We start from the raw sequence: 17,816 nt of genomic DNA, 5'->3' as shown, positions 1-17,816 counted from the left end.
TGTTGGATTACAGCGCGTCTGAACCGGTCTCGCCGGTACGGATGCGGATTGTTTGTTCGATGGTGCTGACAAAAATCTTGCCATCGCCGATTTTTTCGGTTTTCGCGGCGTTCACGATGGCGTCGATAGCGGCATCAACTTGGTCATCATCCAGAACAATCTCGATTTTAACCTTTGGCAGAAAATCAACGACATATTCGGCACCACGGTACAGTTCGGTGTGGCCTTTTTGGCGACCGAAACCTTTGACTTCGATCACGCTCAGACCTTGAACGCCGACCTCCTGAAGTGCCTCTTTTACTTCATCTAACTTGAACGGTTTGATCACAGCTTCGATCTTTTTCATCTGAGGCCTCCCTGCCGATATGCGCCATTAATATTTGCATCTGGGTCATTTCACGATGCAAGGCGACGGTCTACCAGACGTCGGGCGGAGTCCACATCAAGCGATGAAATTTCGGGCGTGCAGCATGAAAAATGTGCTGCGCGATTAAATTATAGGCAGAAGTGAAATAGTTGGGGCAGGGGTATCCGCATTTTCGCGCGCTGCGCCTGATTTTGGCGGGCAGCAAGCCAACCTGCACGCCATTTGGCACAGCTGTGATTCCACATCAGTGGCTCGCAAGGGAGCTGACGCCATATGCGTGACGGGCTGGGTGGACCCTATCAAAAGGGGGCGGGCTGCCTAAGCCGTTGGCTCGGGCAGCTTTGATTTTACGCAGCTTATGCTGCGTCTAATGCGGCACCTCTGGCCCGGCTGGCATCCGCTGTCCCCAGCTCAAGCCCGCCAGCATAGATGATATGCGGGCTATCGCAGAAAATCTGGATCAACACCTGATTTTGTTCGCCTTGGTCGATGATAAATTCATCATCCACAAGCGCGCGCGCTGGTACCAAAGCCCGTTCGCAGTTGAACAAGGCCCGCGACCGCCAGTCGCGGATCAGAACCATTTGATCACCAGCCAACAGCGTATCGGATTCAGGGCGTGTATGGCCCAAAGACCCAGCCGCAAAAGAGATCGTGCGCACTTTACGTGTTGTACGTTGGATATGAGTGACTTTGGAAACCCCGCAGTCGCGCGTAATAAGCTTGTCACCTATACTGAGAATTTCCGCTGGAATTTCCCCATCAAGCGTGAGCAAGCGAGTCCCCGATGTCAGTCCGGTATCGACGCTGACATAGGGCATATATTGGCCCGCTGGCGAATTATTTTCGCCGACGCGCACGACCGTATTCGGTTTCATGGGCGTATTTTCCTTATTTACCTGCCTCAGGTGCCGATTATCTTATTGCAAAAAACAGTTGGTGTCTTGTCTTTTTTGCACTCGCCTATCCCAAAGTTGTTTGATAGAGACCGCGCAATGCGGGTGTGGCGGAATTGGTAGACGCACCAGATTTAGGTTCTGGCGCCTATGGCGTGGGGGTTCGAGTCCCTTCACCCGCACCAACACATTTTTTATCGTTTTATATCAGATACTTAGGGCGTTCTCCGGATATTTCGCCAATGTGGCGTAAGGTAGGATTATCTAACATTATCAGTTTGTTAGTCTGCTTGCGGGGCAAGTGGTCGGAATTTTGTGTGCCGTGTTATTACGAATAAATTACGAACGGTTTACGAATGGAAACCGGCCAGTTAGTCATGGGCGTTCATCGGTGTTTCAAGGACTTTGCCTCGCCGCTCAGCTTGTTGGATCTGTGGCTGGTGCGACTGTGATCTGTTCATCATAGATGGAGGCTGGACCTAAGCGCGGGCTCTGCCTAGCAAGCAGGCTTTGCACTCCTAGACCCACCGTTCTATCGTGCTTTATTAGTAGAGCTCAGAAAGGGTAGACCGGTGTCAAAGGTTCCATTTATCCGACCAAAGATCACCAAATTTTTCGAAGCAGATATGTTAGAAAATTATCTGGCTGGGAGCTTTTGGTTTGGCACTCTCAAGCGATACCGCATGATCGAAGAGGACGGATCTGCTGCGAATGTGGAGCCGCGCTTTTCAGATAGGCGAGAGGGCATTATCGAGAATGGGCATAATTTTGACACGGGTTATGCCAAGAGCGTAATGATTGGTGGCATAAGCATTACCAACAGCTACTTCTCGGGCAACGGCACCGACATAATGATAACGCATGAGGTCAACGAATTTGTCTTTTGCGCTTCCTATGGAGGATATTCACGTCGGCAGCACCTAGACATAAAAAATGGCGCGTTAAGTGTCTCAGGTACACAATACGAAGGTAATCCCAAGCTAACGCATTTTGCAGAAATTGACTTGATAGATTTCATAGACGCAGTCGGCATGGTAGCGCCGAGAAGCTCTGTGTGGAACACTCAGCTCGCTCAGGAAGAATACTTGCTTCATGACCGCGTCAAATATGGAAACACCGGAAGTTCAAACTCGATACCATCTATCTATGAGACTGGCGGCATGCCTGATTATGAAGATTATTTACGAACGATTTTTACTAAGCCCACGCATTTTTCACCGGAGAACGAATTTAGAGTTGTCTTGCGTGCCAACGCTCCATACTCCCTCGAAGATGATCCTGCCGGTATGAAGCTGAAGCACAAAAAGTTGCGTCGTTCCATAACTAAAACCGGGTTTCTTGACGAAAATCGTTGATTACGGCAGGCGGCTTCACTCTGTTGAAGACTGTTGATTATTCCTACGCACCGGTCTGAGTAATTCGGCAGGTAATACATTCCGATGCTAGTTGCCCATGCTATTTCTAGTGTAGGTGGCCTTTATATATGAAGAGTGAATTTTGACCGTCGTGAGGGACAGTATCCTTCGCGACTTGACGGATCTAATGAGCTACCCCCCGAAAATCGGACACTGACGTAAGCTGCGATTTATAGTCTGCTGATCTTCAACACGAAGGAGATCAGGAATGTCGAAACGGAAGCAACATCATCCAGAATTCAAAGCCAAGGTGGCGTTGGAGGCGCTGAAAGGCGAAGAGACGGTCAGCGAGTTGGCCAGTCGTTTCGGCGTGCATCCCACGATGATCCATCAATGGAAACGGGCTTTGTTGGAAGGCGCGTCAGGAGTATTTGAGCGCGGTGGCCGGAAAGCAGCGGAAGTCGATGAAGATCAGGTCAAAGACCTGCACGCCAAGATCGGGGAGTTGGCTGTCGCCAACGATTTTTTGGCCAGAAAGCTCAAGCCTTGGACCGGCAAGTGAGGCGCAAGATGATTGAACCCAATTTGCCTGGTCTGTCTGTCGGCATGCAATGTGCATTGCTGTCGATCTCGCGGTCGTCGTTTTACTATGAGCCGAAGGGTGAGACCGAGATGAACCTCGATCTGATGCGGCTGATCGATAAGCAGTTCTTGGAAACACCGTTTTACGGCGTGCGTCAGCCTCTCGGGACATTGCCTTCGGCAATACCCTGACGGCCAATGGATGACATGGCATCTGCGCAATGAGGAGCACCTCGTGAATGAGAAGCGGATCAGACGCTTGATGCGATTGATGGGCCTTATGCCGATCTACCAGAAGCCCAACACCAGCAAGGTTGCGAAAGGCCACAAGATTTACCCCTATCTGCTGCGTGGCCTGCGGGTGGACCGACCCAACCAGGTTTGGTGCGCGGACATCACATATCTGCCCATGCGACGCGGCTTCCTTTATTTGGTCGCGATCATGGACTGGCATACACGCAAGGTGCTGGCGTGGCGCATCTCAAACACGCTGGAAGCCGGGTTCTGTGTCGACGCCCTCAACGAAGCGATCCACAAATACGGCTTGCCGGAGATCATGAATACGGATCAGGGCAGCCAGTTCACATCGTTTGCGTGGACAAATCAGCTACAGCGATCTGGCGTGCGCATCTCAATGGACGGCAAGGGCCGTTTTCTCGACAACATCTTTGTCGAACGACTATGGCGATCCCTAAAATACGAATGCGTCTATTTGCACGCCTGGGAAACTGGATCAGAAGCCAAGGCTGGCGTCAGAAAATGGATCGAGTTCTACAATCACAAACGCCCACATTCTGCACTTGGCGGCAAACCACCTGCCGTGGTCTATTGGCAGACAAATGAAACAAACAACCCCGATCAGCAGGTGCAAAGAGTAGCTTAATTTATCTCAGATCTTGTCCAAGGAATGGGGAGTAGCTCACTAATGCCCATTTTTTGCGTCGTAATTCCAGTCTACGCGCTTCATTTAAAAGCGGCTTCGGGCCGAATGTCTGGTTCCAATGAGCACGTAGTGGTTTGTGTCGCGTAGGATTTCACCAAAATTATTTTACGAATAAATTACGAATAGCACTATATTTATCAATCCTTTCAGTTGGTTGAGTGTCCCTTCACCCGCACCACTCTATCCCATTGATGTTGAATTTAGACGTTTCTTTGAATGCGGGTTTGTCCTCTTCAAGGTTCTAAACCTGATTGCAATCAGGTTTAGAATTGGCTGGAAGACGCACGCTCCTTGCCGGCCGATCAGATTGATATCATTGGCTTCTTGCTGCCGCTATCGACCTACCCAAGATTATCCGTAAAGCAGAACTGCACGGCCCATTAGGTGCGCAGTATTGCCAAGCGAAAGCGCGTTGGACTAGCGACTTAGAGCGTGCACGCGTTTTACGATGGATCGACCTCGGGAACGGTGCCAAGCCGGACGATGAACGTGGGCTCACTTACTTCGCCTGAATCGGGGTCTTCGGTCACCCAATAGGCATCAACACCGACGCAACTGTCAGAGCGATCCTCGCGTTCCGCACGCAGCTCAGCCTCGTCAGCCGTGGAATATTTTATCTGTTTATCAATGCTCAAGCTGACGCGCCCGTCACGGCCGGCCGGTTTCTCGACGTAGGTCTGGCAGATATAATGCACCTTAGGCCCGGTTTCGTGGTCGTTGCTCATCTCTACCTCCTGAACGGATCGTTCAACTTAGATGGATGATTACCCTGATCCGCGGGGATGCGCTATCGGCGAATGGTTTGCCGCACGCAGGTGGGCGCTCTGGCGGGTTCGAGTTTGTTGAGCGTGCACCGGCATTCATCGACTGAATGAGGCGGGGTGCAAAATTCGTCAGTCAGGACGTCCAACGGGAACAAGGCTGCTAAACGGCTTGCCTGTGGCTTGCTCGTATTCCTGTTCATCCCAGAACCCGATCAGGATACCGCCCGATGCGGCGTGCTTTTGGCGTTCCAGAATTACGGGGGTGGCGGTGATGCGGGTGTGATGGCGTCTTGACCAATCAAGCAGGGCGGATTCCATGCGCGCGCGGACGGCCACATGCGCTGCAGATTTTGATGCGCCAATGTCGCGCAGCTCTTGCGGGTCGGTTTCAAGGTCGAACATCACCGGGCGGAACCCTTCGCAGCGGATATATTTCCAACGCCCGTCAAAGATCATCACCGTATGGGCATGTTCCTGCGCCACGTCCAATTCACGCGCCATCTCAGACCAGTGATAGTCATGTTCGCTGATCGCATAGCGCCGCGAGAACCCTTTGGTGCCGTTCAGGATCGGCGTCAGATCGCGGCCCTCGATGATGTGTGGTTTGGCCTCGCAGCCAAGCGCGTTCATAAAGGTCGGTGCAAGATCGATCATCTCGACCAGTTCTTCGCAGATCGACCCGCGTGAGGCGTCTGCCTCGGGGCGGGGGTCGGCGATGATCAGCGGCACCTTGGCGGCGACGTCGTGGTAGAAGTCTTTGTCACCCATCCAGTGATCGCCCATATAATCGCCGTGATCCGAGGTGAAGGCGATGATGGTATTTTCGCTGATGCCGGTTTCATCCATCCACGCAAACAGCCGGCCAAGGTTGTCATCAAGCTGCTTGATCAGCCCCATATAGGCGGGGATCACATGTTCGCGCACATGATCGCGGGCAAAGCTGCGGCAGACTCTTGCGTTCAGATAGGCCGCCATAAGCGGATGATCGGTCGACAGTTCGGCTTCTGACCTTATCGGGTCAATGACATGCTCGGCCCCGTACATGTCGTGGTAGGGGGCAGGGACGATATAGGGCCAATGCGGTTTGATATAGGACAGATGGCACATCCACGGGCGGCCGTCCTCTTGCGCGTCGGTCATGAAATCTATGGCGCGGTCGGTCATATAGGCGGTTTCAGAATGCTCTTCAGGCACATCAGCGGGTAGGCGAGAATTCTTGAGCAACCAAGCCGACAGCCTGTCACCGTTTTCATCCAGACCGGAGTTTGCAAAATCCCCCCAAGGGTTGTCGGATGCGTATCCGTTTTCGACCAGATAATCATCATAGGCGGACCAGCGCTGGCGCGGGCTGTCTGGGTGCAATCCGTCGTCGCGTTCATAGGGTTCGAACCCGCATTCAGACCGGCTCACCCCGATTGTGCTTTTGGGATCAATCCCAAGCCAGGCCATACCTTCAACATCTGCGGTCATATGGGTTTTGCCGACCAGAACGGCGCGGGCTCCGGCCTCGCGCAGGTGATCGCCCAAGGTGGGTTCCCCAACCCGTAGGGGCGTGCCGTTCCATGTTGATCCGTGGCTGCGCACATAGCGCCCGGTATAGGCCGACATCCGCGACGGGCCGCAAACGGGTGATTGGATATAGGCCTTGTTGAACTGAACGCCGCGCTTGGCGAGGGCATCAATATGAGGCGTATGCAGATGCGGGTGGCCATAGCAGCTTAGGTAATCAAAGCGCAGTTGATCTGCCATAATCCAAAGTACATTGGGGCGTTTGGTCATGATTTTGGGTCCTCGGTTAACAGATCATCTATCGGCTGGCGCAGGAATTCTTCGAGCCTGTCAAAGTAGCTGGTAAATTGCTTAATCTCTTGGGGGGTAAAGCTGCGTCGCAACGCATCGCGACGTCGTTTCATAATGGGCGCTGCCTTGTCATAGGCGGCGCGGCCTTTGTCGGTCAAGGCGACGCTCAGCTGGCGGCCGTCTGCCGCGTCGCGCTGCATGGTCACCAATCCCTTGCGCTGCATCTGGGGCAGGCCCCGGCTAAGCTGCGAATGATCGACGCGTTGAATTTCGGCCATTTCGCGGATCGACAGCGGCCCGGTTTCTGCGAGATCCCACAGCACCCGCCATTCCAGAACCGAAAGCCCACCTGCGCTGTGCAGCAGCTTTTGGCTTTGGCTGCGCGATGCCGCATAGGCGGCGGGCATGCGCGCAAAGATGTTTACCTCTTCGCGGGCGCGCCTTGCGCTGATCTTTTCAGACCGGGTTTTGGGCGTTTTTGACATCGGCTCCTCCGAGATTGGATAAAGCCTGAAAAAATTATGCGTGACAAGTCATATAATTTTTGCCACCGTAAGGCACAACCCGATGTAAGTCGGGGGTGCGTCTGTGGAGGAATGCACCGCATATAGGGAGGGAACACATGATCAAATCAACCATTCTTGGGGCAGCCGTGGTGCTGGCCCCACTTGCTGCAACCGCGCAGCAAACATTGACGGCAGAGACCACCAGCGCAGGGTCTTCGCCGCATTATATCGACACAACCTTTGCAGCCGCATTGGAAAGCGCGGGGGTCGCAACCTTGCAAATCACCGAAGGGGCAACGCTGACCAATTCGGTCAAAGCGGTCGCTGAAGGCCGGCTGGATATTGCAGCGGCTCCGCTGATTCTTCCGTTCCTTTTGTCGCGCGGCATTGGCCCTTACAGCGGTGTTGGTGCTGAAAAAGGCAAAGAACTGGCAGATAATATTCGCGCGATTTTCTTTCACGCGGGATCGCATCAGATCTTTGCCTATTACGACAGCAAACCCATCGACGACATCACCAAGCTGGACGGTACGCGCATCTGGAACGGCCCGCCCCGCGGCGCGGCGCTAACCTCCGGTCGTGCGACCGTGCAATTGCTGTCTGGGTTGAAAGACGGCGAAGGATATGAGGGCGTGCAAAGCCCTTGGCCCGACGCGGTGTCGACCATTACCGGCGGCAGCGTTGATGCGTGGACTTCGCCTGATGGTCTGCCATCTGGCCGTCAAATCCGTATCGCCGCAGCGGGCGCCACGACCATTCATGACATCCCGTCGGCGCTGTACAATAGCGAGTTGGGCAAACAGATCACAGCCGCACCCGGACATGCGCCGTTTTCGATGCCGGTCGATGAATATCGCGCGGCCTATGCAGGCAATGACATCACCATCGTGACCGATGATGACACCTTTGACAGCTATTCAACTGCTTTTGGCGAAATCGTTCCGGCTGAGATGGATGAACAACTGGTGTTCGACATTGTCACGGTGGTTCTTGAGGCTCAGGACCGGTTCGAAAAGGGATCGCCCATTGGCCCCAACCTGAACATGACCTTTGGCGATATTGACGGCGTCAGCCAAGGTGCTTGTGGTGCGGTGCAGATCAAGATGCACCCCGGTGCCATTCGCGCCTATCAAGAGGCCGGTTTCACCGTCGCCGAGTGTCTGCACCCTTAAAACCTTGCGGCGCGCCAATCTGTTGGCCGCCGCTTTTCCCAATATTTCAATGACCTCGCAGGCCCGGTTTAACGCCGGGCTTGCCACAAAAGGCCTCCCCGCATGACCGAGCCGACATTCCAAAAAATGCCCTTGGGCCATAAGATCGCTTTTGTGCTGTCGCTGGTTTTGGTGTTGGTGGGGATGGTCAACACCATGCCCGAAATCGCTGGCTTGCAGGACTGGGCGCGCGAGATCACGGGCCGCCCTTATTTCCGCGTCTCGGGCTTTGCGACCGAATATTTTTACCCGCCCGTGTTTCTTTTGATGATGGTGATCGTCGCGTTGCGTTCCAGTGTCTATCGGGACTGGAAGGAAAACAAACCACATCTGGCCTGGCTTGGGCTGCTGCTGGACCTTGGGCTGGTGCTGGGCGCGTTTCTGGGCGCGCTTGGCTATCTGGTCGAGATCGACAGCGTGTGCCTGTTCGATCAAATAAGCGGAGAACGCGCGCGCCTGATCCAAGAGGCCGCAGAGCGTTCTGTTGGCGTTATTCCCGGCATGACGCTCGAGGCCGAAGTCCCGTCTTGTCAGGCGCGGTTTGGCATCTGGATACTGCCGCTGCTGCTTACGATTATCACGTTGTTCTTCCTTTATAACGTGAGGGTGTGGGGCGCACCTTTGGCAATCGTTGCCAGTATTGTGGTGCTCTATACGGTGACAACGGCCCTGTTTTGGGTGTTCGATCTGTCGGACAATAATTTCCTGCTGACAAAACTAGGCGCGGATGGTGGGGATCCCATGGCGGCGGCGATCCAAAAAGCCACCAACGTCTTTATCTCACCCGATGGCATCATGGGCCGGTTTATGGATATCGTGGTCAATCAGGTGTTCCCCTATGTCATTCTGGGGTCCTTGTTTGGCACCTCGGCAGGCGGCAAATCATTGATCAAACTGGCGGTTAAGCTGACACGCCGTTTGCGTGGCGGCCCGGCCCATGCGGCGATCATTTCCTCGGCTATGTTTGGCACCATCACCGGCGGTCCCGTCACCAACGTCTTGTCGACGGGGCGCCTGACGATCCCGATGATGATCCGCAACGGGTTCAATCCGCGCTTTGCCGGCGGGGTAGAGGCAGCTGCGTCTTCGGGCGGGCAAATCATGCCACCGGTGATGGGGGTTGCGGCCTTTGTCCTCGTGGCGCTGACCGCCGTGCCTTATACCAAGGTTATCGTCGCCGCGTTTTTGCCTGCGATGGCATTCTTTTTCTCGATCTTTCTGACGGTGATGTTCCAAGCGCGCCGCGACGGCGTCGAAGCCATGGGCGAAGTCCCCGAAGATCTGGTCATGGTCCCCCAAGACCGCTTGAACGTCGTGATGATCTTTGCCCCGATCATGGTCATCTTGTTTCTGCTGCTTGGCAGCAAGGATGCGGTCGCGAGTGGCCCGCTCAGCTGGATCTTGTGGGATGGCGCGATACAAACGATCACGAACGCCACCGGCGACGCTGTGTCTGCGGGCTGGTGGGCGGTGATTGCGCTGCTGCCGCTGCTGCTGCTTGATCCTGAAATCCGCGCGAAACCCAGCCGAATACTAAGCTCGCTGGCCGATGGTGGCGTGTTGTTGTCGCGCTTGTTCCTGCTGTTGTTCGCGGTGTCGATCATCTCGTCTTTCCTGAACGAAAGCGGCCTGACCGGAGAGTTGACGCGCGCCGTGACCGCATGGCTTGAACACGCGCAGATGTTGCGCCTGTTCGGGTTCGAGATTCCGATTGTGGGCGGCGTTTATCTGATGTTGGCGTTGTTTTGTGCCATGTTCTGCGCGATTTTACTGGGTATGGGGATGCCCACTGTGCCCGCCTATGTGAATGTCGCCTTGTTGCTGGGGCCGCTGCTGAGCAACCTTGGTGTCAGCTTTTTCACCGCGCATATGTTTGTGTTTTACTTCGCCGTTGCGTCGGCCATTACGCCGCCGGTTGCCATCGCCGCCTTTGCCGCCGCGTCCATTTCCAACACCGAACCGATGCGCACCGGGTTTTCCGCGGTGCGTGTGGGGATCGTCATGTTCGCCATCCCCTTTATCTTTGCGTGGTACCCCGAGCTGTTGTTGATCGAAGAGGCCGTGACCATCACCAATGACGCGGGTCAAAGCGTGTTGATCGACGGCTACACCGGCGAAACCGACTGGGCATGGATGGCCTTTCTGGGCGCGCGCCTTGTCTTGGCGCTGTATCTGCTGGCATCCGCGCTCAGCCGCTATGACCGTGGGCCAATAGGTGGGTTGGAAATGGGCGCACGGCTGGTGATTGCTGTCCTTATCCTGTGGAAAACCGCCATGGTGATGTGGGTCGGTATCGGTTTGGCGGTGGCGGTCATATGCGCGCACTACGTATATGCTGCGCGGCGGTAAGCGGCCGGTCGGGTCAGCGAAAGACGCGTGGATTGCGCAGACCCCAGTCTGAATAGAGATCAGCCATGATGGTGCGGAATTGTTGTTCCGTCGCACCCAGCGAGGTATGCGCGCCGCCGGTTTCGCCAAAGACTGTCGCTTCGTCCCCGACCTGAACCCCGTTCAGGTCCGTGGCATCCACAACGACCGTGTTCATGGAAACCTTGCCCAACACCGGGGCGATCTGGGTGCCAATGGCCACGGCAGCATCGTCTTGCAAGTCGCGTCGGAACCCGTTGGCATATCCGATCGATACGCAGGCCAGCTGCCGGTCGCTGCGCAGCCGATGGGCCCCGTCATAGCCGACAGTGGCCCCCTTGGGATAATCGCCAAGGCTGACCACGCGCGCCTTCAGGTCCATCGTGGTCTGGAACCCCAGCTCAGGCTTTAAGATCCCGTAAAGGATCGCGCCGCAGCGGTACATATCCGTCTCAACCGGTTCATTGGCCACCAAGGTGAGCGAGCTTCCGGCATGCACCAGAATGTCAGACCTATCGAGGGTGCTGTTGTCGATGATCCAAGCCACCTGTTGCTGAAACAGCTTTGATGCCATGCGCAGGTTTTGCGCGGTGTTACAGGGGAAATGCGTGCAGATGCCGACGATGTCCTCGGCGAGCATCTCCAGAATGGCAAGGCAGGTTGCGCGGCCTTGGTCCGTTGAAATCTCAAGCCCGTCGCGGGACATGCCCAACGCATTGAGCGCCAGATGGCAAGGGACGGGGCGGCCAGCATCTTTAAGGGCCAACAGCGTTTGAGCGACCTCAAGCGAGCCGACCTGTTCCTCGACCTGCGCCTCAATTGCGTCCTCAATCTCGGGCGGGGTGGCGGCACGTACCCGGATCAAGGTTCCGGTAAAGCCTGCGCTGCGCACGGCGTAGCCTTCGGCGTTTGATGTGATGCCAATACAGGTCACACCTTGCGCTTGGATCAGCGGGACGACCTGTTGAATGCCATGGCCATAGGCGTCGGCCTTGAGCACCGCACAGAACCTGCGCCCTTTTGGGACCAGCCCAAGCGCAAGTTTGAGGTTGTTGGATATCCTATCGCGGTGAATTTCGCACCACGAGCCAGGGCATCGTTCCTCTGTCATGGCGCGGGCGGGCCAAGCAGCCGCGCAAGGATGCCACAGAATTGATCGGTGACTATCGGCAGCAGGGCATCGGGGAAATCGTAATCAGGGTTGTGCAACTGCGGCTGGTTTTCACCAGACCCGATATAAAGCATTGCGGCTTTCGCCCCGTCATCCCCGATGCGTCCAAAATCCTCGGACCAGCGCATGGGGGTGGCCATATCGTTGATCGCAAATCCCAAATCCGCCGCGACATCGCGCGCGATACTTGTCGCGTCGGGGTCATTAACCACCGACCGGAATACGTCATGCCACTGGACCTCAACCTTGAGGGGGCCTTTTTCCTGTTCGATATGCGCCAGTGCGTCGGCAATCAGGCTGTCCATACGATCATTCGTCATGGTGCGCAGGGTCACGCGCAATTCGCCATCCGCAGGGGCAATGCCAAAGCTGGGTTCGCCAAGCTTTGCATAGGTCAGCGTCGATAGCGCAAAATCATCTTCTTCAATGGTCCCATGCCCAAGCGCGCCCAGCGAGGTCATCAGCCGCGCCATGGTGCCAGCGGGCGATATGCCATCCTCTGGCGCTGCGGCGTGCGAGCTTTTCCCCGTGAGCAGGACTTGCATACCGCGCGACGCGCAGTTTCCGGGCCCCGGACGCAAGCCAATTTCCCCCAAGGGACGGCCCGGCACATTGTGATATGCAAAGGCGTAATCGGGCCGGATCTCAGGCCAGCGTGTGTCTTCGATCACCGCTTTTGCACCTGCGCCGGTTTCCTCCGCGGGTTGAAACAGTAAGATGACCCGCCCCGACGCGGGGCGCGTTGCCAACGCCATCGCGACGCCAAGCATGCTGACCATATGGCCGTCATGCCCACACAGATGCCCTTTGCCGTCGACCTGCGATTTATAGGGCAGATCGGATTGCTCGTGAATGGGCAGCCCGTCCAGCTCGCAGCGCAGCAGAACGGTGGGGCCGGGGGCGTGCCCCTTAAACTCTGCCGCAACACCGTGCCCGCCTAAATCGGACCAAATGCGGTCGGGGTTCAGTGCCGTAAGCTCGGTGATCATGCGCTGCGCGGTCGCGGCCTCTTCGCCTGACAGCTCTGGCGCGCGGTGCAGATCATGGCGCAGCTGCGTCAGATAATCGATTTGGGTCGGGGAAAGCGCCTGCATCATTGATCCCTATCGTTCTTCCGTGCCGCACCAGTCGGCGATGAACAGGGCGGTTGCCTTGGTGACACGGCGGATGCTTTCAATCTCGACCCGTTCGTTGAAACCGTGGATCGCTTCTGCGCGGGGGCCGTACACAAGCGCGGGTGTGTCTGCATACAGCCCAAAGAAACGCGCATCGGTGGTCGCGGTGATGGCCTCGCGGACCAGTGCCTCGCCGGTGACATCGTGGTGCGCAGTTTCCAAAGCTGCGATGGCCGAAAGCGCATTGGCCGAGCTGTCTTGGGACAGGGCGTACCCTTCGGCGTGAAAGCCGTGATAGACGATGTCGGGCAAGGAGTTGCTGAGAAACGCATTTTCGCGGGCGGCATCCAGGATCACCTTTTCGATCTCGGCCTTGGCGGCGTCGATGGATTGGCCCGGAAAGATTGCCATGCGCACGTCAAACACGCTCCACGCCGGAACCGAACTGGTCCAATCGCCGCCTTCGATCTTACCGATATTCAGGTTCAGCGCATGATCCATATGGGCATAGTCATCAGGCCGGTTTTCCGCCGCGTTCCAGCGGTGTTCCATCTCGTGCAGGGCGCGGATCAGGGGAAAGGCCGCTTCGATCGCATTGGCCCCTTGGCCTGCATAGGCCACATGTGTGGGCAGACCTTTCAGGTGAACCTGAAACCAGATTACCCCAAGCTGGGCAATGGCCAGATGTTCGGAAAACGGCTCGGGGATTAACGCGGCATCTGCAGTATAGCCGCGCGCCAGACAGGCCAGCGCGCCATTACCGGTGCATTCTTCCTCGACCACGGATTGAAAATAAACGTCCGCGCCCGGTGCCAGACCGCAGGCCGCAAGCGCATCAAGGGCAAACAGGTTCGAGGCCAGCCCGGCCTTCATATCACCGCCGCCGCGCCCATATAACCACCCGCCTTCGATACGGGGTTCAAACGGCGGGCTATCCCACATATCCAGCGGCCCCGCCGGAACAACGTCGATATGTCCGTTTAGAATAAGCGACCGACCTTGCTGCGTTTTGGACCGGTGGGTGCCGACAACATTCACCGCGTCCTCATAGGGGCCAAGCACGGGCGAGAACCCCGGCAAGTGCTGGATTTCAGCGATATCAATCTGCCAACGGTCAAGCGCATATCCGCGCTGCGTCAATTCATCCGCCATGAAGTCTTGCGCAGATTGTTCGTTGCCGCGCGTCGACGGGTGGGCGGTGAGGTCGGACAGAAAAGCCAGCTGACGGTCAAAGGCGTCGTCTACGGCGGCGCAGATGCGGGTGTTCAGATCGTCTTGCATTGAGGTGCCTCAGAATGTGGGGAGTGGGGTGTCGGGCAGGATCAGCGGCGCATCGGTGGCCTCGGCGACTTCGGCGGCGGTGACGCCTTGGGCGGTTTCGACCAGATGAAAGCCATCGGCGCTGACGTCGATCACGGCCATGTCTGTGAATATGCGCGAAACACAGCGATGCGCCGTAAGGGGCAGAGTGCAGGTTTGTTTCAGCTTGGGGTTTCCCGCGCGGTCGGTATGGGTGGTCAACACGATCACACGCCGCGCCTTTTGCGCCAGCTCAATCCCGCCGCCGACACCGGGGCTGAACTTGCCGGGGATTTTCCAGTTGGCCAGATCGCCCGTGGCGCTGACCTCGAACGCGCCAAGCATGGTCAGGTCAAGCCGTCCGGAGCGCACGATGGCAAAGCTATCGGCGCTGTGCATAAACGCCGAGCCGGGCAGGGTGGAGACATAGGCCCCGCCCGCATCAATCAGGTTTCTGTCAGCATCTTCTGGTGACAGCGTCGGTCCAATGCCTGTCAGACCGTTTTCAGTATGCAGGCACACGGGAAAATCGGCGGGCAGATGATTCACCACCTGCGTGGGCAACCCAATGCCCAAATTCACCACCGTACCGGGGGAAATCTCGCGCGCGGCGCGGGCAACCATGCGTTCCCTAGCGTTGGACAACAGCGTATTCCTTTGACAGCTCGGCCAGCGGGGTCAGGTGATCGACAAAAACACCAGCCGTGTGCACATCATCGGGGGCAATCGTGCCTAGGGGCACAATGCTTTCCGCTTCGACAATCACGCAATCTGCTGCCATGGCCATCAGAGGGTTGAAGTTCCGCGCCGTCGCGGCAAAGGCGAGGTTGCCAAAGGTATCGGCCCGGTCCGCGTGGATCAGTGCCACATCAGCGCGCAAAGCAGGTTCGACGAGATAGGATACCCCCGCCATTTCAACGACCTGTTTGCCAGCGCCAAGTTCGGTGCCGATCCCGATGTCACTGAGGATCGCACCGATCCCAGCCCCGCCGGCGCGGATACGTTCGGCTAGAATACCTTGCGCGTTGAACTCGACCTCAATCTCGCCCGCATTCATCAGAGCAATCGCGTGGCTGTTCAGCCCCAAATGGGTTGTGATCAGACGTTTAACCTGACCGCTTTGCAAAAGATGGTCGATGCCCATGCCCGGCTCGTTCGCATCATTCTTGATCACCGTCAGGTTCCCTGCGCCATGCGCGACCAGTGCGTGGATCAGGGTCATTGGCGTGCCCGGTACGCCAAAGCCCCCGATCATCACCGTGTCACCGCGTTTGATCCTGCCAATCGCCGCATCCATGGCGCATGTTTTGTCTGGAAACCTCATGCGGCGTGCTCCACCGGCTGGCCGATCTCGGCGGCGAAGGCATCTAGCGCGTCCCGCAGGATCACCATCATTTCGCCGATCTGCGCCTCGGTGATGATCAGTGGTGGGGCCAACAGGAAATGATCCCCCGCCGTGCCGCCCCGCGTGCGACGCGAATAGATGATCAAACCGCGGGCATAGGCCAGCTCAACCAGCCGGTCATAGGCGTTTAGCGCAGGATCAAGCGGCTCCATGGTAGTCCGGTCCGACACAAATTCAAATGCGGTCAGCAAGCCCTTGCCGCGCACATCCCCGATAAAGGGATACCGGTCCATCAAGGCGCGCAACTCGGCCATTAGAACCTCGCCCATCTTGGCGGCGTTTTCGATCAGGCCTTGATCTTCCATTTCCTCAAGCACGGCCAAACCGGCAGAGCAGGCCAAGGGGTTGCCCGCATAGGTAAACCCGTGTTGGAAGCCGCCAGCATCCAGCACCGGTTCAACGATACGCGCGCCCGCGATGATCGCGCCAAGCGGGGCATAGCCTGCGCCAAACCCTTTGGACATGGCAACGATGTCGGGCGTGATGCCCCAATGTTCTGCTGCTAGGAATTTTCCGGTACGGCCCGCGCCGGTCATGACCTCGTCATAGATCAGCAGCACGCCGTATTCGTCGCAAATCTCGCGCACGCGCCCGTAATAGCTGTCCGGTGCGACCAAGGCACCGGTCGACGCACCGCCAACAGGTTCCATCACAAAGGCCAACACGTTTTCCGGCCCTTCCTCCAATATCCTGTCGCGCAGCAATTCGGCATATTTCAGGCCGCGTTGTTCTTCGGTCAGGTTGTCGCGGTCCAGATAGGTGGCAGGCGCGTCGATCTTGGGCATGCCTTCCATCATCGGGGCAAAGGGCGCGCGCAGGGGATCGTAGCCCGTGAGATCAAGCGCACCAAGGGTGCAGCCGTGATAGGATGGGAACCGCGAAATCACCCTGTGCCGTTTGGGCTGTCCTTGGGTGAGGGCATATTGACGGGCCAGCTTTACCGCGCTTTCCACCGCCTCGGATCCGCCAGAGACAAAGAACACGCGATCCAGCCCGTCAGGCGTCATCGCAACAGTTTTGGCCGCCAGATCCTCGGACGGGTGGGTGCGGAAATGCAGCCGGTAGCCAAAGGTCGCCTTGTCCATCTGCGCTTTGATCTTGGCCAGAACACGGGGGTTTGAGTGGCCGATGTTTGACACCATCGCGCCGGACGATCCGTCGATATAGCGCTTGCCGTCTTCGTCGAAGAGGTAAATCCCCTCGCCATAATCCAGAAAGGGGCGGGGATTGCGGGACTGGTAAAACAGATAAGACGCCGCGTCGGTCATTTGTTCGCCCCAAGATGCTTGCCCAGGAATTCACGGGTGCGCGCCTTGGTGGGGTTTTTGAACAGAACCTCGGGCGGGCCTTCTTCGACAACCACGCCTTGATCCATGAACAACACGCGATCACAGACAGAGGCCGCGAAATCCATCTCATGGGTGACGATGATCATCGTCATGTCCTCTTCGGCCAGCTTCTTCATGACCTGATTGACCTCATCCACCAGCTCTGGGTCCAGCGCCGATGTCGCCTCGTCAAACAGCATCAGCTTTGGGTGCATCGCCAGCGCGCGGGCAATGGCAACCCGCTGTTTCTGGCCGCCCGACAGTTGCGAGGGATAGTAATCAATTCGCTCAAGCATACCGACCTTATCAAGCTGCTCTTCGGCCAGCTTATCGGCGGCTTCCTTGGACAACCCCTTGAGCATTTTGGGGGCCATGGCGACGTTTTCACGGGCGGTCATATGCGGGAACAGGTTAAAGTGTTGAAACACCATGCCGATCTGCTGGCGCATTTCGTTGATATGCTTTTCGTACTGCCGGTGCGGCAGCTTTTTGTTGACCTGAACGCCGTCCAGCCAAACCTCGCCCTTGGTCAGTGGATCAAGGTCGTTGATGGCGCGCAAAAGCGTGGATTTCCCCGAACCCGATGGGCCGATGATGGCAACGATCTGCCCGCGTTCTACCGTTAGGCTGATGTCTTTGAGAACCTCAAGATTGCCATAGGATTTCTGCGCATGACGGACGTCTACGAAGTCTTGTTTATCGGTCAT

15 protein-coding genes, 1 tRNA gene and 1 pseudogene are annotated in these 17,816 nt (G+C 56.8%); 5 read left to right on the top strand and 12 right to left on the bottom strand.

Annotation, left to right across the window (positions count from 1 at the left end; translation table 11 throughout):
* Positions 1-7: 7 nt before the first annotated feature.
* Both AADJ11_RS11825 and AADJ11_RS11820 read right to left on the bottom strand, forming a co-directional pair.
* Positions 8-346 (bottom strand): P-II family nitrogen regulator, encoded by a 339-nt coding sequence (locus tag AADJ11_RS11825; protein WP_341234716.1) that lies wholly within the window; start codon positions 344-346, stop codon positions 8-10.
* Positions 347-723: 377 nt separating this feature from the next.
* The gene (locus AADJ11_RS11820) at positions 724-1,245 is read right to left on the bottom strand and encodes a Hint domain-containing protein (RefSeq protein WP_341234715.1); all 522 of its coding nucleotides are present in this window, start codon (positions 1,243-1,245) and stop codon (positions 724-726) included.
* Between the two features lie 119 nt (positions 1,246-1,364).
* Between AADJ11_RS11820 and AADJ11_RS11815 the strand changes: the two genes are divergently transcribed.
* The 3 genes and pseudogenes from AADJ11_RS11815 (at position 1,365) to AADJ11_RS11805 (ending at position 4,083) form a co-directional block, all read left to right on the top strand.
* Positions 1,365-1,448 (top strand) — tRNA-Leu (locus AADJ11_RS11815).
* A 387-nt stretch (positions 1,449-1,835) separates the two neighbouring features.
* The gene (locus AADJ11_RS11810) at positions 1,836-2,618 is read left to right on the top strand and encodes a hypothetical protein (protein WP_341234714.1); all 783 of its coding nucleotides are present in this window, start codon (positions 1,836-1,838) and stop codon (positions 2,616-2,618) included.
* Between the two features lie 268 nt (positions 2,619-2,886).
* Positions 2,887-4,083: pseudogene (locus tag AADJ11_RS11805) on the top strand (IS3 family transposase).
* A gap of 503 nt (positions 4,084-4,586) precedes the next feature.
* On the opposite strand, the gene AADJ11_RS11800 reads toward AADJ11_RS11805, so the two are convergent.
* The 3 genes from AADJ11_RS11800 to AADJ11_RS11790 form a co-directional block, all read right to left on the bottom strand.
* The gene (locus AADJ11_RS11800; protein ID WP_341234713.1) at positions 4,587-4,868 is read right to left on the bottom strand and encodes a hypothetical protein; all 282 of its coding nucleotides are present in this window, start codon (positions 4,866-4,868) and stop codon (positions 4,587-4,589) included.
* 168 nt (positions 4,869-5,036) lie between these two features.
* Positions 5,037-6,686, bottom strand: coding sequence for a sulfatase-like hydrolase/transferase (locus AADJ11_RS11795; protein WP_341234712.1), 1,650 nt, complete (start codon positions 6,684-6,686; stop codon positions 5,037-5,039).
* Complete coding sequence (locus tag AADJ11_RS11790) at positions 6,683-7,192, bottom strand: MarR family transcriptional regulator (protein ID WP_341234711.1); 510 nt, start codon at positions 7,190-7,192, stop codon at positions 6,683-6,685. Before AADJ11_RS11790 ends, AADJ11_RS11795 begins: the two co-directional genes overlap by 4 nt.
* A 137-nt stretch (positions 7,193-7,329) precedes the next feature.
* Between AADJ11_RS11790 and AADJ11_RS11785 the strand changes: the two genes are divergently transcribed.
* Together AADJ11_RS11785 and AADJ11_RS11780 are read left to right on the top strand one after the other, a co-directional pair.
* Positions 7,330-8,385: a TAXI family TRAP transporter solute-binding subunit gene (locus AADJ11_RS11785; RefSeq protein ID WP_341234710.1), complete on the top strand. Its 1,056-nt coding sequence runs from the start codon at positions 7,330-7,332 to the stop codon at positions 8,383-8,385.
* A 102-nt stretch (positions 8,386-8,487) separates the two neighbouring features.
* Positions 8,488-10,773: a TRAP transporter fused permease subunit gene (locus AADJ11_RS11780; protein WP_341234709.1), complete on the top strand. Its 2,286-nt coding sequence runs from the start codon at positions 8,488-8,490 to the stop codon at positions 10,771-10,773.
* Between the two features lie 13 nt (positions 10,774-10,786).
* Here AADJ11_RS11780 and AADJ11_RS11775 read toward each other — a convergent pair whose 3' ends face one another.
* Genes AADJ11_RS11775 through AADJ11_RS11745 form a run of 7 tightly spaced genes read right to left on the bottom strand, consistent with a single transcriptional unit; the run spans position 10,787 to position 17,816 of the window.
* Entirely contained in the window at positions 10,787-11,902 is a 1,116-nt protein-coding gene (locus AADJ11_RS11775; RefSeq protein WP_341234708.1) for an alanine racemase, read from the bottom strand.
* Positions 11,899-13,056, bottom strand: coding sequence for an amidohydrolase (locus AADJ11_RS11770; protein WP_341234707.1), 1,158 nt, complete (start codon positions 13,054-13,056; stop codon positions 11,899-11,901). Before AADJ11_RS11770 ends, AADJ11_RS11775 begins: the two co-directional genes overlap by 4 nt.
* 9 nt (positions 13,057-13,065) lie before the next feature.
* Complete coding sequence (locus tag AADJ11_RS11765) at positions 13,066-14,358, bottom strand: ArgE/DapE family deacylase (protein ID WP_341234706.1); 1,293 nt, start codon at positions 14,356-14,358, stop codon at positions 13,066-13,068.
* A 9-nt stretch (positions 14,359-14,367) separates the two neighbouring features.
* A complete protein-coding gene (locus AADJ11_RS11760) occupies positions 14,368-15,021 on the bottom strand; it encodes a 3-oxoacid CoA-transferase subunit B (RefSeq protein WP_341234705.1) in 654 nt (217 codons plus the stop codon).
* The gene (locus AADJ11_RS11755) at positions 15,008-15,700 is read right to left on the bottom strand and encodes a CoA transferase subunit A (protein WP_341234704.1); all 693 of its coding nucleotides are present in this window, start codon (positions 15,698-15,700) and stop codon (positions 15,008-15,010) included. Before AADJ11_RS11755 ends, AADJ11_RS11760 begins: the two co-directional genes overlap by 14 nt.
* Positions 15,697-17,049 carry an aspartate aminotransferase family protein gene (locus AADJ11_RS11750; protein WP_341234703.1) on the bottom strand — a complete coding sequence of 451 codons (1,353 nt, stop codon included), beginning with the start codon at positions 17,047-17,049 and terminating at the stop codon, positions 15,697-15,699. Before AADJ11_RS11750 ends, AADJ11_RS11755 begins: the two co-directional genes overlap by 4 nt.
* Positions 17,046-17,816 (bottom strand): amino acid ABC transporter ATP-binding protein, encoded by a 771-nt coding sequence (locus AADJ11_RS11745; RefSeq protein WP_341234702.1) that lies wholly within the window; start codon positions 17,814-17,816, stop codon positions 17,046-17,048. Before AADJ11_RS11745 ends, AADJ11_RS11750 begins: the two co-directional genes overlap by 4 nt.

The sequence above is a fragment of the uncultured Sulfitobacter sp. genome, assembly GCF_964021855.1.
Lineage (GTDB): Bacteria > Pseudomonadota > Alphaproteobacteria > Rhodobacterales > Rhodobacteraceae > Sulfitobacter.
This window is presented reverse-complemented; position numbering and strand designations above follow the sequence as displayed.

Bases quoted from the DNA above. Each gene is read 5' to 3' on its own strand.
- AADJ11_RS11750 (WP_341234703.1), bottom strand. From the start codon at position 17,049: ATGACCGACGCGGCGTCTTATCTGTTTTACCAGTCCCGCAATCCCCGC.
- AADJ11_RS11780 (WP_341234709.1), top strand. From the start codon at position 8,488: ATGACCGAGCCGACATTCCAAAAAATGCCCTTGGGCCATAAGATCGCT.
- AADJ11_RS11820 (WP_341234715.1), bottom strand. From the start codon at position 1,245: ATGAAACCGAATACGGTCGTGCGCGTCGGCGAAAATAATTCGCCAGCG.
- AADJ11_RS11785 (WP_341234710.1), top strand. From the start codon at position 7,330: ATGATCAAATCAACCATTCTTGGGGCAGCCGTGGTGCTGGCCCCACTT.
- AADJ11_RS11775 (WP_341234708.1), bottom strand. From the start codon at position 11,902: ATGACAGAGGAACGATGCCCTGGCTCGTGGTGCGAAATTCACCGCGAT.
- AADJ11_RS11765 (WP_341234706.1), bottom strand. From the start codon at position 14,358: ATGCAAGACGATCTGAACACCCGCATCTGCGCCGCCGTAGACGACGCC.
- AADJ11_RS11790 (WP_341234711.1), bottom strand. From the start codon at position 7,192: ATGTCAAAAACGCCCAAAACCCGGTCTGAAAAGATCAGCGCAAGGCGC.
- AADJ11_RS11795 (WP_341234712.1), bottom strand. From the start codon at position 6,686: ATGACCAAACGCCCCAATGTACTTTGGATTATGGCAGATCAACTGCGC.
- AADJ11_RS11825 (WP_341234716.1), bottom strand. From the start codon at position 346: ATGAAAAAGATCGAAGCTGTGATCAAACCGTTCAAGTTAGATGAAGTA.
- AADJ11_RS11755 (WP_341234704.1), bottom strand. From the start codon at position 15,700: ATGAGGTTTCCAGACAAAACATGCGCCATGGATGCGGCGATTGGCAGG.
- AADJ11_RS11745 (WP_341234702.1), bottom strand. From the start codon at position 17,816: ATGACCGATAAACAAGACTTCGTAGACGTCCGTCATGCGCAGAAATCC.
- AADJ11_RS11800 (WP_341234713.1), bottom strand. From the start codon at position 4,868: ATGAGCAACGACCACGAAACCGGGCCTAAGGTGCATTATATCTGCCAG.
- AADJ11_RS11770 (WP_341234707.1), bottom strand. From the start codon at position 13,056: ATGCAGGCGCTTTCCCCGACCCAAATCGATTATCTGACGCAGCTGCGC.